The sequence below is a fragment of the Streptomyces sp. NPDC030809 genome (assembly GCF_055572195.1).
In genome coordinates this window covers 110,170-124,413 of the sequence record NZ_JBVIDV010000007.1, presented here as the reverse complement: position 1 = coordinate 124,413, position 14,244 = coordinate 110,170, and the positions used below count along the sequence as shown (strand labels likewise).

Genomic DNA, 14,244 nt, shown 5'->3' with positions numbered 1-14,244 from the left:
CCGCCGCGGGCGGTTCCCGCCTTCGCTCCGCTGCGGGCCGGGCGGGGCGGGGACCGGCTGCGCAGGGCGGTGCGGCGCAGGCGGCGGGTGCCCGCCGCGGGCCTGGCCGTGGCCGCGGCCGCACTGGCCCTCACGGGGCCCGAGGCACAGGCCTCGCGGACCGGGCCGCCGCCCCCGGTGCCACCGCCCCGGCCCGCCGCGGTGCGGCTGGTGTCGGCGCCCGTGCGGATCGCGGACGCGGCGACGGTCCGGCTGCTGCGGGCCGGGGACCGGGTCGACGTCGTGGCCGCGGGCGGTCCGGGAGCCCCCGGGGGGTTCGGGCCGGACGGCGGGCGGCCCCGGGTGGTGGCCGCGGCGGCGCGGGTGGCCTCGGTTCCCCGGCCCGGGCCGGAGCAGGCTGATGCCGGCGGGGCCCTCGTGGTGCTGTCCGTGCCCCGGGAGACGGCCCGGGAGCTGGTTGCCGCGGGTGCGGTGTCCCGACTGGCGGTGGCGCTGTGCTGATTCGTACAGGTGCACAGGCAAGTCAGCTGAATGCGTGCACGGATTGGACAGGCACGGCCTCGACTGCCGTAGCTTTCGGAGGCGTTGATTCCGCCCCTTGCACCTACGACACACGCAGCACCTGCGGAGAGAGGCTCAGTGGTGAGCGACAAGAAGAAGCAGAAGGAGAGCGTCCTGGCGGGCTTCAAGGCCTTCCTGATGCGCGGGAACGTGGTGGACCTCGCGGTGGCCGTGGTCATCGGCGCCGCGTTCACCAACATCGTCAACTCGGTGGTGAAGGGCATCATCGGCCCGCTGGTCGGCGCGATCGGCACCCGGAGCCTGGACGCCTACTCCTCCTGCCTCAAGGGCAAGTGCGGGGTCGATCCGGCGACCGGGGAGCCCATCGGCGTGAACATCCTGTGGGGCTCGGTGCTGAACGCCACGCTGACCTTCCTGATCACCGCGGCCGTCGTCTACTTCCTGATGGTCCTGCCGATGTCCAAGTACCTGGCCCGGCAGGAGGCCCGCCGCAAGGCGAAGGAAGGGGTGCAGGAGACCCTGGAGGTCACCGAGCTGGTGGTGCTCAAGGAGATCCGGGACGCCCTGGTCACCCAGCGCAACGGCTCCGGGGACGGCCAGGTCAGCCGCCAGACGAGCTGATCCGGCCGGCGGCTCAGATGTGGTGGGGCGGCTTCTCGTCGAGGAACCGCGCGAGGTCGGCGGCGCTGTTGCCGTCGGCGGGCGGGCGCTCGCCCCACCCCCGGTCGGTGTCGTCCGAGGACTGCTGGTCCAGCGGGTCGTCGAACACCAGCCTCGGCTTCGGCCGGGGGGCCGCTGCGGGCTTCGGACGGGGGCCGGGGGCGGGGGCGCTGCTCATGCCTCCAGGGTACGGCCGGCTCCGGCCGGGCTCAGCTGGGTGCCTCCGCGCCCGGGCGGGCGTAGAACCACCAGCACACGGCCAGGCAGGTCGCGTAGAAGCCGATGAACATCCACAGCGCGGTCGTGACCTCCAGGTTCGCGAACATCGCCGGGATGAAGAAGAACCCGTACGCGGCGATGGCGGAGGAGAAGCCGGTGACGGCGCCCGCCTCCATCTCGGACTGCTTGAGCGCCGCGGCCTCGGCCTCGGGCCCCTGTCCGGCGGCGGCCCGGGCGTGCTGGTCCCGGAAGATCACGGGGATCTGGCGGAAGGTGGAGCCGTTGCCCAGGCCCGAGAAGAAGAAGGCCGCGACGAAGCCGGCGAAGAAGGTCCAGAAGCTGCCCCGGTCGGAGCCCGCGGGGAGGGCGAAGATCACCACGACCAGCGAGGCGGCCATGCCCACGAAGGAGAGCAGGGTGACCCTGGCCCCGCCCATCCGGTCGGACAGCCAGCCGCCCGCCCAGCGCATGAGGGCGCCCACGAGCGGGCCGATCCAGGCGTAGGTGGTGGCCTGGTAGCCCTGGGACTCGAAGTTGTTCTTGATCAGCAGGGGCAGGCCCGCGGCGAAGCCGATGAAGGACCCGAAGGTGCCGACGTAGAGCCAGGTCATCAGCCAGTTGTGCTTCCGCCGGAAGATGATCTTCTGCTGGCTGAAGGGGGCGGCGGCCACCTTGAGGTCGTTCATCAGGAACCAGGCCAGCAGCGCCATGACGACCAGCAGCGGGACCCAGAGGAACGCGCCGTTCTGCAGCCAGATCTCGGTGTCCTTCTTGCTGTCGTGCTGGGGGTCCCCGGCGGGGGCGCCGAGCACCGCGGCCGTGACCACCAGGGGGGCCACCAGCTGGACCACGCTGACCCCGAGGTTGCCCAGGCCGCCGTTGAGGCCGTTGGCGCTGCCCTTCTCCCGCTTGGGGAAGAAGAATCCGATGTTCGCCATCGAGGAGGCGAAGTTGGCGCCGCCGATGCCGCAGACGGCCGCGATCAGCACCATCTCCCAGTAGGGCGTGCCGGTGTCCTGGAGTGCGAAACCCAGCCACAGCATCGGCACGACCAGCACGATCGTGCTGAAGGCGGTGAACTTCCGCTCCCCGTAGATCGGGCCGATGAAGGTGTAGAGGATCCGGAAGGTGCCGCCGGTGATGCCCGGGACGGCTGTCAGCCAGAACAGCTGGGACTTGGAGAAGCCGAAGCCCACGTCGCCGAGCTTGACCACGGTCACCGACCAGACCTGCCAGACCACGAAGCCGAGCATCAGGGCGGGGACCGAGATCCACAGGTTGCGCTGGGCGACCTTGCGCCCGGTGGACTGCCAGAAGCCGTCGTCCTCGGGGCGCCAGTCCCCGATCGTGGTGCCGGGGCGGTAGGAGTCCGCCCGGTGCGAGCGGACCGGCGCGGGGTTGGTGCGTATCGACATGGTCATCGGTCCTTGGGGTCGAGGAGCCACAGTCCCAGCACGACGAGGAAGGACAGGACCAGGAATCCCGCCCCCCACCAGGCCGTGGTGGTGTTTCCCTTCATCCACTCGTTGACGGTCACGGTCAGCCCCCACAGCTGGCCGACGACCACGGTGAGGGCGAGGGCCAGCCGGCCCGTGAGCTTCGAGGAGCGCTCGGGCTCCTGCTCGGTGCCGGCTCCGGGGCCCGGGCCGGTGCGCCGGATCCGGGGGTCTCCGTAGCCGCTGGTGGCGCGGATCTGCGGATAGCGCTCGCGCACGGGCCGGTTGAGCCGCGGCTGTGCGCTGCCGGGCCGGTATGCGGGCCGCGGCGGCAGCGGGTCGTCGGTCAGGTCCGCCTGCTCGCTCATGTCCGCCTGCTCTCGTCGACGCGGTCCGCACCGGGGCAGCCGAGCCGGGCGGCCGTCTCGGGGCGGGTCTCGCTGAACTGCCGGCACAGGGCCTCCCTGGCCGGTTCTCCGGACCGGGCGGTGGCCACGGCCCAGACACTGCCGTCGGCCTCCTCGGTGAGGAAGACCCGGGGCAGCGGTCGGGGCGGCGGACCGGCGGTGACCTCTCCGGTGCGCGCGTCGAAGACCCCTTCGTGGCAGGGGCAGTACAGCTCGCCCGCGGGGCCGCGGTCCTCGCGCCAGAGCACGGCGCAGGCCAGGTGGGTGCAGACGGCCGAGTAGCCGACGAGGGTGCCGTCCGGGAGGCGTACGGCCAGGGCCCGGTCCTCGTCTCCGGGGAAGCGGAAGGCCACGGACTCGCCGGGCTCCAGCCGGTCGGTGACCTTCTTGGCCTGGGGAGCGGTCTCGCTGTCCCCGTGCCGGTGCAGGATGCCGGCGGCCACCCCGATCCCGCCGATGGCGAGGCCGCCGGAGACGGTGGCCACGATCCGCAGGTAGTCGCGGCGGGTGGTGAGGGAGTCGGCGCTGATGCGGTCGCGCAGGTGCGCCTGCGCCGCGTCCCCGTCGGGTTCCCCGCCGGCGGAGGGGGCGGGCTGTTCGGTGACGCTCATCGGACGTCCACTCCATTGATCTCCACGACGGGGAGCCCGCCGGGCACGGGCCACTGGACCTTGTCGGCGGGGACGACCATGGCCACGCCGGTGCTGACGACCACGTCGCCGAAGGCGAAGGAGTCGGCCACCTGCACTCCGGGGCGCTCGGCGCGGAGTTCCTCGAGGGTGCCGTAGAAGAGGGCGCCGGTGGGGCAGACGGTGGCGCACATGGGCGCGAGCCCGTAGGCGGTGCGGTCGTAGCAGAGGTTGCACTTCATCTGGAGCTTCGCCTGGAGGTCGATCTTCGGGACTCCGAAGGGGCAGGCGTTGACGCAGTTGGCGCAGCCGATGCAGCGGGTGGTGTCGGCCTGCTGCACCACTCCGTCGGCGGTCACGAGGATCGCGTCGGCGGGGCAGACCTCCGCGCAGGGGGCGACCGGGTCCTCGCAGTGCATGCAGACGGTGGGAAGGGAGGCGACGGAGCGGCCGGGTTCGGTGTAGTCGAGGTGGATCATCGACTTGCCGCGGTGGGAGTCGCATTCGCGGCAGGCGGAGACGCAGGCCTGGCAGCCGATGCACCGGCCCGGATCGATGAAGATCGTTTTGCCCATCATGGCCGGGGTCAGCTCCTCTCGGCCGTGCCACGGCCCTGGGAGGACGTGGGCGGCAGGGGGTCGGTGCGGGACACCTGGGTCTCCGGGTACGCCACGTGCCCGGGGGCGGTGGGCGGGGGCGGCACCTCGTCCACGCGCTCGGCCGGCTCGATCCGGGCGGCGCAGACCTTGTACTCGGGGATCTTCGAGCGGGGGTCGAGGGCGTCCAGGGTGAGGGCGTTCGCGGCCGTCGGGACCGGCCAGTGGTACGGGACGAAGATGGTGTCGGGCCGGATGGCCTCGGTGACCAGGGCGGGGAACACCTCGCTGCCGCGGCGGGTGACGACGCGCACCGGGTCGCCGTTGCGGAAGCCGTGCGAGGGGTGGACCTCCACCCAAGGGCGCGGGGTCTGCTCGACGAGGGCGCCCAGGCGGCGGGTCTGGTTGCCGGAGAGGAAGTGGGCGACGGTGCGCCCGGTGGTGAGGGAGAGGGGGTACTCCTCGGTGTAGGGGTCCATCGGCGGGTGCCATTCGACGACCTGCATGTGGATCTTGCCGTCGGGGTGGGCGGTACGGCCGTCCTCGAACAGCCGGGGGGTGCCCGGGTGGTCGGTGGACGGGCAGGGCCAGGCGATGCCTCCGGTCTCCTCCAGCCGGTCGTAGGTGATGCCGTAGTAGTCGTTGACGGTGCCGGCGGAGGCGATGCGCAGTTCCTCGAACACCTCGCGGGAGCCGGGGAAGTCGAATTTGGCCCCCACCCCCAGCCGCCGGGCGAGTTCGCACATGACCCAGGTGTCGGTGCGTACCCCGGCGGGGGGTTCCTGGGCCTTGTTGTGCTTGACCACCCGGGCCTCGGCGTTGGCCATCACGCCCTCGTCCTCGGCCCAGGTGGTGACGGGGAAGACCACGTGTGCGTTGGCCGCGGTTTCGGAGAGGAAGAAGTCGAATTGGGCGTGGAACTCGGTGGCGTCGTACCCCTCCTTGACCACTGCGTAGTGGGGCAGGGAGACGAAGGGGTTGTTGCAGACGCCGATCAGGCCGCGGATCTCGCGGCGTTGCATCTGCCAGACCATTTCCATCATGGAGGTGCCGGCGGGCGGGAGTTCGGACTCCTCGATCCCCCAGATCTCGCAGATCTGGCGGCGGTGGTCGGCGTTGGTGATCGACCGTCCGCCGGGGAGGAGGTCGGCCTTCTGGCCGTGCTCGCGGCCGCCCTGGCCGTTGCCCTGGCCGGTGATGGTGCCGTAACCGGCCCCGGGCCTGCCCAGGTTGCCGGTGGCGACGCAGAGGTTGATCACGGAGAGGCAGTTCTCGACGCCCTGGGAGTGGTGTTCGATGCCGCGGGCGTGCCAGGCCATGGCCTTGTCCGCGCCGGCGAAGGCGCGGGCGACCTGGACGATCTGCTCGGCGGGGATGCCGCAGATCTCGGCGGCCCGCTCCGGCGGGTATTCGGAGGCCTTGTCGCGGACCTCCTCCCAGCCCGTGGTGTGGGCGCCGACGTAGGCCTCGTCGTCCATCCCCTCCTTGACCACCACGTTCAGGACGGAGTTGAAGAAGGCGGAGTCGGTGCCGGGCTTGAGGGCCACGTGGATGTCGGCGGTGCGGGCGATCGCCGTCTCCCGCGGGTCCACCACGATCAGCGTGGCTCCCCGGTCCCGGGCCCCCCACAGGTACTGGGTCATCACGGGGAAGCACTCCCCCACGTTGGACCCGGCGATGAGCAGGCAGTCGGTGAGGAGGATGTCGGAGAAGGGGTTGGCGGCGCGGTCGATGCCGAAGGCGAGCTTGTTGGCGCCCGCGGCGCTGACCATGCAGAGCCGTCCGTTGTAGTCCACGTGCCGGGTCTTGAGGGCGACCCGGGCGAACTTGCCCACCAGATACGTCTTCTCGGAGAACAGGCTGGCGCCGCCGAGCATGCCGAAGGCGTCGTTGCCGTACGTGCTCTGGATCCGCCGGATCTCGGAGACCGTGAAGTCGAGGGCCTCCTCCCAGGAGGCCTCCCGGAAGGGCTCCGAGCGGGAGCGGCGCATCAGCGGGGCGGTCAGCCGGTCGGGGTGGTTGACCTGCTGATAGGCGTTGATGCCCTTGGGGCACAGCCGCATCCGGTTGATGTCGTGGTTGCGGGGCTCCACGCCGAAGACCTTGCCGCCGCTGTCCACCCGCAGGTACATGCCGCACTGCACCCCGCAGAAGCAGCAGTGGGTGGGCACGAGGGTCTCGCCGTTCTGGTCGGCGTGCCACCGGTCGGCGGGGATGCCGCCGGCATCGCGGAAGTTGCGGGTGCCGGGCGGGGCGATGGAGGGGTCGACGGGCAGCGGGCGCGGCGGGTGGGCGGCGGTCACTTGGTGAAGCCCTTCTTGACGTGGGTCAGGTAGGCGTTGCCGCGCAGCACGCGCTTGCAGCGCGGGCAGTACTCGGCCCAGGCGTCGAAGTCGAGCTTCAGGTCGCGCATGGTGCCGCGCAGGTTCTCCACGTACGGCGCGGTGTCCACGGGCTCCCCGCAGCGCCTGCAAGTGAAGATCTGCTCGTCCTGGCGGGCGGTGTACTTGAAGAGCTGCATGCCGACGGCCGCGGGCCGCTGGACGATGTGGAAGAACTTCCCGAACGGGATGTAGATGAGGGTGAAGACCACCGAGACCATGTGCAGCACGGCCAGGAACTCGTAGCCGCCGCCGTGCAGGAAGATCGAGGAGAAGGTGAGGAGGAGGCCGGTCACGGAGATGACGATGAGCAGGATCAGCGGCAGCAGGTCGTAGGCGAAGCGCTGGCCGGTGATGGCCCCGCGGTCCTTCATCCGCCGCCACAGGAAGTACGAGGCCCCGGGGATGACGAGGACGGCGGCCACGTCCAGGCCGTGGAACATGAGCCAGCCGATGAGGTTCAGGGAGTCGAAGCCGAGGACCTTGAACCCCCAGATGCGCATCTCGTAGCCGGGGCCGGAGCCGCTGCCGGAGGTGAAGGTGAACCAGCCCCAGGTGAGCGGGAAGGTGATCAGCGCGGCGAGGATGCAGCCCCAGAAGATCAGCTGGTGGGCGGCCCAGCGGGCGTGGGAGCGGGCGCCGAGGAACTTCTGGAAGCCCAGGTAGGTGGCGGCCATCTTGGGCAGGGCGGTGGGGGCCTTGCGGAAGTTGGCGGCCGAGAAGAGGCTGCCGAATCCCTTGGCGAACAGCCTGCGCGCACCCGGGGAGGAGACCCACACGGTGTAGCGGTAGGCGACGCCGAAGGCGAGAAAGACGGTGGCCACGGCGTACGGCAGCAGGGCCGAGTCGAAGTCCCGCAGGAACCGGCTGCCGAGCACGATGGCGGCGACGAGCAGGAGGGAGACGGCGGTGCCGGCGAGGGTGGCCCGCGCGGTGACGGAGCGCCCGGCCGGCGCGGGTACGGGGTCCGCGGCGGGCGGCGGGGCGGCGGCTACTGCTTCTGAGGGCTCGGACACAGGACCACGCTAGGTGGTCTGTACCGATTCGTCCCGTTGTGGTGGGGCGAACGCTGGGCCGAACGGGGGACCCGGCAGGTCCGGCCGACCCGCCGGACCCGTCAGACGGCCGTGAGCCCCTGGGCCTGGAACAGGGCTTTCGCGTCGGCGACCTGCTGCGGGCCGGGGGACGGGGTGCCGCGGAGCGTGAACTCCCTGCCGAGCGCCTCCCACTTGGCCTCGCCCAGCTTGTGGAAGGGCAGCACGTCCACGCGGGAGACGTTGCCGAGGGATCCGGCGAAGCGGGCCACGCCCTCGATCTCGGCGGGGGCGTCGGTGAGCCCGGGCACCAGCACGTAGCGCAGGTGCACCTCCTTGCCGAGGCCGGCGAGGCGGCGGGCGAAGTCGAGCGTGGGCCGGAGCGGGCGGCCGGTGACCTTGCGGTAGGTGGCGGGGTCCCAGGCCTTGATGTCGAGGAGGACGAGGTCGGTGTCGCGCAGCAGGGCATCGGTGGCGCGGACCCCGAGGAAGCCGGAGGTGTCCAGGGCGGTGTGCAGGCCCAGTTCGTGCTTCATGCGGTGCAGCAGTTCGCCCGTGAACACGGGCTGGAGGAGCGGTTCGCCTCCGGAGACGGTGGCCCCGCCTCCGGAGACCTCGATGAACCGCCGGTACTTGGCGGCCTCGGCGATGACCGCGTCGGCCGAGGTGCGCGTGCCGGCCCGCATCCGCCAGGTGTCGGGGTTGTGGCAGTACAGGCAGGTGAGGGGACAGCCGGAGAGGAAGGTGACGAAGCGGGTGCCGGGGCCGTCCACCCCGGTCGACAGGTCCCAGGAGTGCACCGAGCCCTCGCTGGGCCGCCGGGTGGCGGCGGCAGCGGGGGTCCGCCCGCCGCAGGCGGCGGGGCGGCGGGCGGGGCCCACGGGGAGGTCCGGACCGAGGAGGGCGGTCATGGCAGTGCTCCGTTCCCGGTGCGAGGCTCTAGAGCGAGCCGTGGAAGGTGCGGTTCAGCACGTCGAGCTGCTGGTCGCGGGTGAGGCGGACGAAGTTCACCGCGTATCCGCTGACGCGGATGGTGAGCTGCGGGTGGTTCTCGGGGTGCGCCATGGCGTCCTCCAGCACCGCGCGGTTGAGGACGTTGACGTTCATGTGGAAGCCGTCGCTCGCCATGTAGCCGTCGAGCACGCCCGCCAGGTTCGCGATCCGCTCCTCGGGGGTGCGCCCCAGGCCGTCGGGGGTGACCGTGCTGGTCAGCGAGATCCCGTCCTCGGCGTCCTCGTACGGGAGCTTGGCCACCGACAGGGCCGAGGCGACGTAGCCGTGGGTGTCGCGGCCGTTCATCGGGTTGGCGCCCGGGGAGAACGGCTCGCCCGCGCGGCGGCCGTCGGGGGTGTTGCCGGTCTTCTTTCCGTAGACCACGTTGGAGGTGATGGTCAGGACGGACTGGGTGTGCTCGGCGTTCCGGTAGGTCGGGTGCCGGCGCACCTTGCGCATGAACTCCTCGACCAGCCACACCGCGATGTCGTCCGCCCGGTCGTCGTTGTTCCCGTAGGCCGGGTACTCCCCCTCCACCGTGTAGTCGGTGGCCAGGCCCGTCGCGTCGCGGTGGACGGTGACCCTGGCGTGCTTGATGGCGGACAGCGAGTCCGCGGCCACCGACAGGCCGGCGATGCCGCAGGCCATGGTGCGGCGCACGTCGCGGTCGTGCAGGGCCATCTCGAGGCGCTCGTACGCGTACTTGTCGTGCATGTAGTGGATGACGTTGAGGGCGTGGACGTACGTGCTCGCCAGCCATTCCATCTGCGCGTCGAACTTCTCCATCACCTCCTCGTAGTCCAGGACTTCGAGGCCCCCGGCCGCCGCCGAGCGCAGCGCGCCGGTCTCGGGTCCGACCTGGGCCCCGGACTTCTCGTCCCGGCCGCCGTTGATCGCGTAGAGGAGCGTCTTGGCGAGGTTCACGCGGGCGCCGAAGAACTGCATCTGCCGGCCCACCGGCATGGCCGAGACGCAGCAGGCGATGGCCGTGTCGTCGCCGAACCGCGGGCGCATCAGCTCGTCGGACTCGTACTGCACCGAGGAGGTGTCGATCGAGACGCGCGCGCAGAACTCCTTGAAGCCCCGGGGCAGCCGCGGGGACCAGAAGACGGTCATGTTGGGCTCGGGGGCCGGGCCGAGGTTGTAGAGGGTCTGGAGGTAGCGGAAGGAGGTCCGGGTGACCAGCGGGCGGCCGTCCTCGCCCATGCCAGCGATGGACTCGGTGACCCAGGTCGGGTCCCCGGAGAACAGCTCGTCGTACTCCGGGGTGCGCAGGAAGCGGACGATGCGGAGCTTGATGATGAAGTCGTCCACGAGCTCCTGGGCCTGCTCCTCGGTGAGCAGCCCGGCCTCGATGTCGCGCTGGAGGTAGACGTCCACGAAGGTGGAGGTGCGGCCCAGGGACATCGCGGCGCCGTTCTGCTCCTTCACCGCGGCCAGGTAGGCGAAGTACAGCCACTGGATGGCCTCGCGGCCGGTCCGGGCCGGGCCCGAGATGTCGTGGCCGTACGAGGCCGCCATGGCCTTCAGCTCGCCCAGGGCCCGCAACTGCTCGGCGAGTTCCTCGCGCAGCCGGATGGTCTCCTCCAGGGAGCGCGGGCCGGCGGGCAGGGAGTCGAGCCCGGCCCGCTCCGCCTTCTTGACCTCGATGAGGCGGTCCACGCCGTAGAGGGCCACGCGCCGGTAGTCGCCGATGATGCGGCCGCGTCCGTAGGCGTCGGGCAGGCCGGTGATGACCCCGGCCTTGCGGGCGGCGCGGATCTCCGGGGTGTACGCGTCGAAGACGCCGGCGTTGTGGGTCTTGCGGTACTCGGTGAAGACCTTCTCCAGTTCGGCCGAGACCGGGTACCCGTAGGTCTCCAGGGCTCCGGCGACCATGCGCCAGCCCCCGTACGGCATGATCGCGCGCTTGAGCGGGGCATCCGTCTGGAGGCCGACGATCAGTTCCTTGTCGCGGTCGATCCAGCCGGGGGCGTGGGCGGTGATCGAGGAGGGGATGTCGTGGGCGATGTCGTAGACGCCCTTGGCGCGCTCCTCGGGGAACTTCTCCGTGATCGCCCGCCACACGGCGGTGGTGCGCTCGGTGGGCCCGGCGAGGAAGGAGTCGTCGCCCTCGTACGGGGTGTAGTTCTGCTGGATGAAATCGCGGACGTCGATGGCATCGCGCCACAGGCCGCCCCGGAAGCCCTTCCAGGCCTCGCCGGTCACCGTTGCTTCCGCAGGAGTGGCAGTCATCGCCGGCACCTTCCTCAGTCGCCTCATTGCTTGCCTTGCCTCCATTGCACGCCCTTTGATCGATCATTTGGCGCCGCATTGGTCCCCGATCGAAGACCGGAGGTCCCTCCCGAGCCCGGCCAACCCCGGAGGCACCCCCTCCGACCTGCGCCTTCACCCGGGACCAAAGCCCCCTGTGCGCTTGTGAATGCATTCACAAGAAAATGCGGGGGCGACGACCGGAGCCGTCGCCCCCGCAGGGCCTGCCGGGGAGCGCTCCCCGCGGCCGGCCTAGCTCGGGGCCTCGGCGCCCTTGCGGGCGTAGAACCACCAGGCCACGACCACGCAGCTGGCGTAGAAGCCCACGAAGCCCCACATCGCGCTGGTCACCGCGAAGTTCGCGAACATCGCCGGGATGAAGAAGAAGCCGTACGCGGCGATCGCGGCCGTGAAACCGGTGACGGCGCCCGACTCGATCTCCGCCTGCCGCAGGGCGGCCGCGTACTGCGGGGTGCCCTCGGTGAGCCCCTTCAGGTGCTGCCCGCGGAAGATCACCGGGATCTGCCGGAAGGTGGAGCCGTTGCCGATGCCGGAGAAGAAGAACGCGGCCAGGAAGCAGAGGAAGAAGCCGGTGAAGTCGCCCTGCGAGGAGCCCTGCGGCAGGAAGGTGATCACACCGATGATCGAGCCCGCCATGCCCACGAAGGACAGGATCGTCACCCGCGCCCCGCCGAGCCGGTCCGCGATCCAGCCGCCCGCCCAGCGCGCCAGCGCCCCCAGGGCCGGGCCCATCCAGGCGTACGTGGCGACCGGATACGCCGGGAAGGTGGTCTTGATGAGCAGCGGCAGGGCGGCCGCGAAGCCGATGAACGAGCCGAAGGTGCCGACGTAGAGCCAGGTCATCAGCCAGTTGTGCTTGCGCTTGAAGATGATCTTCTGCTGGCTGAAGGGGGTGGAGGCCACCTTCAGGTCGTTCTGCCCGAACCAGGCCGCCAGCGCCAGGACCACCAGCACGGGGACCCACACGAAGGCCGCGTTCTGCAGGTAGATCTCCGAGCCGTCGGCCTTCTTCTGGCCCGCGCCGAGGGCGAGCACGGAGGTGGTGATGAGGATCGGGGTCAGCAGCTGCACCACGGAGACGCCCAGGTTCCCGAGCCCGCCGTTGATGCCGGTCGCGTTGCCCTTCTCCTGCTTCGGGTAGAAGAAGCCGATGTTCGCGAGGGACGAGGAGAAGTTGGCGCCGCCGATGCCGCAGAGGGCGGCGATCGCAATCATGACCCCGTACGGGGTGTCCGGGTCCTGTACGGCGAACCCGAGCCAGATCAGCGGCACGACCAGCACCACGGTGGACAGCGCGGTGAACCGCCGCTGGCCGACCATCGGGCCCAGGAAGGTGTAGAGGATCCGGGCGGTGCCGCCGGTGAGCCCGGGGACCGCGGTCAGCCAGAACAGCTGGGACTGGCTGAAGCCGAAGCCCACGTCCTTGAGGCTGGTGGCGGTGATGCTCCAGACCTGCCAGACCACGAAGGCCACGAGCAGGGCCGGCACCGCGATCCACAGGTTCCGGGTGGCGACCTTCCGGCCGGTGGTCCGCCAGAAGGCGGGGTCCTCCGGAGTCCAGTCGGTGATCGTGCGGCCGGGCCGGTACTGGGCGGGGTCGGGTGACGGGGAACGGGTGTCCGTGGCGGCCGGGGACACGGCCGGCGGGGCGGAACTCATGGCGCGTTCCTTTGCAGAGGTGCAGGATGCGTCGGTCCGCAGCCCGCGGGGATGCAGCCCTCGGTGCGAGCTGCCTTACCCGTCCAGTCAACGCGGCGCGCTCCGGCCGCCCCAGAGGCGAACGCACCCGCGCCCGCGGGACCAAGTCCCATGCCCGGCAGTGCGTTCGTACCCCCGCCGGCGCCCCGCGACCACCCGGCGGCGCGCGTCCGGGCTGCTGATCCGCGCCGCCCGTGCTGTGCTGGACGGATGGCGTATCAAACGATGACCGCCCGCAGCCGCGACGAGGCGCACCGGGCCGCGACCCCGCTGGAGCTCTTCTTCGACCTGTGCTTCGTGGTGGCCGTGGCCCAGGCGGGCCGGCAGCTGGTCCACGCCCTCGCCGAGGGCCATCCCGGCACGGGGATCACCGGCTACCTCTTCGTCTTCTTCGGCGTGTGGTGGGCCTGGATGAACTTCACCTGGTTCGCCTCCGCCTACGACACCGACGACGTGCCGTACCGGGTGGCCACCCTGGTCCAGATCTCCGGCGTGCTCGTCTACTCCGCCGGGATCCCGCGCGCCTTCAACGACAACGACTGGACCATCGCGGTCATCGGCTACCTCATCATGCGCCTGGCCCTCACCGTCCAGTGGCTGCGGGCCGCGGCCGGGGAGCGCGGCCCGGCCCGGCGCTGCGCCCTGACGTACGCGGTGGGGCTGGTGATCTGCCAGGCCGGCTGGACGGCGATGCTCGCCGCCCCGGAGTCCTCCCGCAAGTGGCTCTTCCTGGTGCTGGTCGCGGCCGAGCTGATGGTGCCGGTGGTGGCCGAGCGCTCGTACCAGACCCAGTGGCACGCCCACCACATCGCCGAGCGGTACGGGCTGTTCACCCTCATCGTGCTGGGCGAGACGATCGCGGCGGCCACGGTGGCCGTGCAGTCGGCCGTCGACGAGCACGAGGCGCTCTCCGAGCTGCTGCCGATCGCGGCCGGCGGGCTGCTGCTGGTGTTCGCCGCCTGGTGGATCTACTTCGCGGTCCCGGTGCACGAGCGGCTGACCTCCAACCGGGAGTCCATCCCGTGGGGTTACGGGCACTTCGTGATCCTGGGCGCGGCCGCGGCGATCGGGGCGGGCATCGAGGTGGCCGTCGAGCACGCGGTGGGCAAGGCGCACGTCTCGACCCTGGCGGCGAACGCGGCGGTGACCGTGCCGGTGGCGCTCTTCCTGCTGGCGGTCTGGATGCTGCACTCCCGGCACTTCAAGCGGGGCCCGGCCCAGCAGGCGGTGCTGCCGGCTTCGGCGGCGGCCGTGCTGCTGTGCACGTTCAGCGGTACGTACGCGGTCCTGTGGGCGGGTCTGGTGGCCGCGCTCGCCGTCGGGGTGGGCGTCGCCCTCGCGGAGCACCCGCGCCGCGCAGCCATGTGACGGTGCGGCCGCGTCAATCTGCGGGCC

General features: G+C 71.2%; 13 protein-coding genes. 3 read left to right on the top strand and 10 right to left on the bottom strand.

The genetic code is table 11. The features are described 5' to 3' along the window. Positions 1 to 87: 87 nt before the first annotated feature. Positions 88 to 501: a hypothetical protein gene (locus tag ACZ407_RS12145; RefSeq protein ID WP_468127780.1), complete on the top strand. Its 414-nt coding sequence runs from the start codon at positions 88 to 90 to the stop codon at positions 499 to 501. A 141-nt stretch (positions 502 to 642) separates the two neighbouring features. Further along, on the top strand, positions 643 to 1,143 hold the full coding sequence (gene mscL, locus ACZ407_RS12140) for a large conductance mechanosensitive channel protein MscL (RefSeq protein WP_468127778.1): 501 nt from the start codon (positions 643 to 645) through the stop codon (positions 1,141 to 1,143). Positions 1,144 to 1,156: 13 nt separating this feature from the next. On the opposite strand, the gene ACZ407_RS12135 is transcribed toward mscL, so the two are convergent. The 10 genes from ACZ407_RS12135 to ACZ407_RS12090 all read right to left on the bottom strand — a co-directional run bounded on the left by ACZ407_RS12135 (position 1,157) and on the right by ACZ407_RS12090 (position 12,810). After that, positions 1,157 to 1,360, bottom strand: coding sequence for a hypothetical protein (locus tag ACZ407_RS12135; RefSeq protein WP_468127776.1), 204 nt, complete (start codon positions 1,358 to 1,360; stop codon positions 1,157 to 1,159). Between the two features lie 31 nt (positions 1,361 to 1,391). Continuing rightward, complete coding sequence (locus ACZ407_RS12130; protein WP_468127774.1) at positions 1,392 to 2,816, bottom strand: NarK family nitrate/nitrite MFS transporter; 1,425 nt, start codon at positions 2,814 to 2,816, stop codon at positions 1,392 to 1,394. Positions 2,817 to 2,818: 2 nt separating this feature from the next. Continuing rightward, the gene (locus tag ACZ407_RS12125) at positions 2,819 to 3,205 is read right to left on the bottom strand and encodes a hypothetical protein (RefSeq protein ID WP_468127772.1); all 387 of its coding nucleotides are present in this window, start codon (positions 3,203 to 3,205) and stop codon (positions 2,819 to 2,821) included. Beyond that, positions 3,202 to 3,855 (bottom strand): QcrA and Rieske domain-containing protein, encoded by a 654-nt coding sequence (locus ACZ407_RS12120; protein WP_468127771.1) that lies wholly within the window; start codon positions 3,853 to 3,855, stop codon positions 3,202 to 3,204. The genes ACZ407_RS12125 and ACZ407_RS12120 overlap by 4 nt, the downstream gene beginning before the upstream one ends. Then, a complete protein-coding gene (locus ACZ407_RS12115) occupies positions 3,852 to 4,451 on the bottom strand; it encodes a 4Fe-4S dicluster domain-containing protein (RefSeq protein ID WP_468127769.1) in 600 nt (199 codons plus the stop codon). Before ACZ407_RS12115 ends, ACZ407_RS12120 begins: the two co-directional genes overlap by 4 nt. A gap of 8 nt (positions 4,452 to 4,459) precedes the next feature. Next, positions 4,460 to 6,772, bottom strand: coding sequence for a molybdopterin oxidoreductase family protein (locus tag ACZ407_RS12110; protein WP_468127767.1), 2,313 nt, complete (start codon positions 6,770 to 6,772; stop codon positions 4,460 to 4,462). Further along, entirely contained in the window at positions 6,769 to 7,866 is a 1,098-nt protein-coding gene (locus tag ACZ407_RS12105; protein ID WP_468127765.1) for an MFS transporter, read from the bottom strand. Before ACZ407_RS12105 ends, ACZ407_RS12110 begins: the two co-directional genes overlap by 4 nt. Positions 7,867 to 7,967: 101 nt before the next feature. Further along, positions 7,968 to 8,795: a pyruvate formate-lyase-activating protein gene (gene pflA / locus ACZ407_RS12100; protein ID WP_468127764.1), complete on the bottom strand. Its 828-nt coding sequence runs from the start codon at positions 8,793 to 8,795 to the stop codon at positions 7,968 to 7,970. 28 nt (positions 8,796 to 8,823) lie between these two features. Further along, positions 8,824 to 11,112, bottom strand: a complete 2,289-nt coding sequence (gene pflB / locus ACZ407_RS12095) for a formate C-acetyltransferase (protein ID WP_468127762.1) — start codon at positions 11,110 to 11,112, stop codon at positions 8,824 to 8,826. A 270-nt stretch (positions 11,113 to 11,382) separates the two neighbouring features. Further along, positions 11,383 to 12,810, bottom strand: coding sequence for a NarK family nitrate/nitrite MFS transporter (locus ACZ407_RS12090; protein WP_468127761.1), 1,428 nt, complete (start codon positions 12,808 to 12,810; stop codon positions 11,383 to 11,385). 249 nt (positions 12,811 to 13,059) lie between these two features. Between ACZ407_RS12090 and ACZ407_RS12085 the strand changes: the two genes are divergently transcribed. Next, a complete protein-coding gene (locus ACZ407_RS12085; RefSeq protein ID WP_468127759.1) occupies positions 13,060 to 14,217 on the top strand; it encodes a low temperature requirement protein A in 1,158 nt (385 codons plus the stop codon). Positions 14,218 to 14,244 lie beyond the last annotated feature (27 nt).

Bases quoted from the DNA above. Each gene is read 5' to 3' on its own strand.
- pflA (WP_468127764.1), bottom strand. From the start codon at position 8,795: ATGACCGCCCTCCTCGGTCCGGACCTCCCCGTGGGCCCCGCCCGCCGC.
- ACZ407_RS12090 (WP_468127761.1), bottom strand. From the start codon at position 12,810: ATGAGTTCCGCCCCGCCGGCCGTGTCCCCGGCCGCCACGGACACCCGT.
- ACZ407_RS12135 (WP_468127776.1), bottom strand. From the start codon at position 1,360: ATGAGCAGCGCCCCCGCCCCCGGCCCCCGTCCGAAGCCCGCAGCGGCC.
- ACZ407_RS12120 (WP_468127771.1), bottom strand. From the start codon at position 3,855: ATGAGCGTCACCGAACAGCCCGCCCCCTCCGCCGGCGGGGAACCCGAC.
- ACZ407_RS12115 (WP_468127769.1), bottom strand. From the start codon at position 4,451: ATGATGGGCAAAACGATCTTCATCGATCCGGGCCGGTGCATCGGCTGC.
- ACZ407_RS12085 (WP_468127759.1), top strand. From the start codon at position 13,060: ATGGCGTATCAAACGATGACCGCCCGCAGCCGCGACGAGGCGCACCGG.
- ACZ407_RS12125 (WP_468127772.1), bottom strand. From the start codon at position 3,205: ATGAGCGAGCAGGCGGACCTGACCGACGACCCGCTGCCGCCGCGGCCC.
- ACZ407_RS12130 (WP_468127774.1), bottom strand. From the start codon at position 2,816: ATGTCGATACGCACCAACCCCGCGCCGGTCCGCTCGCACCGGGCGGAC.
- pflB (WP_468127762.1), bottom strand. From the start codon at position 11,112: ATGACTGCCACTCCTGCGGAAGCAACGGTGACCGGCGAGGCCTGGAAG.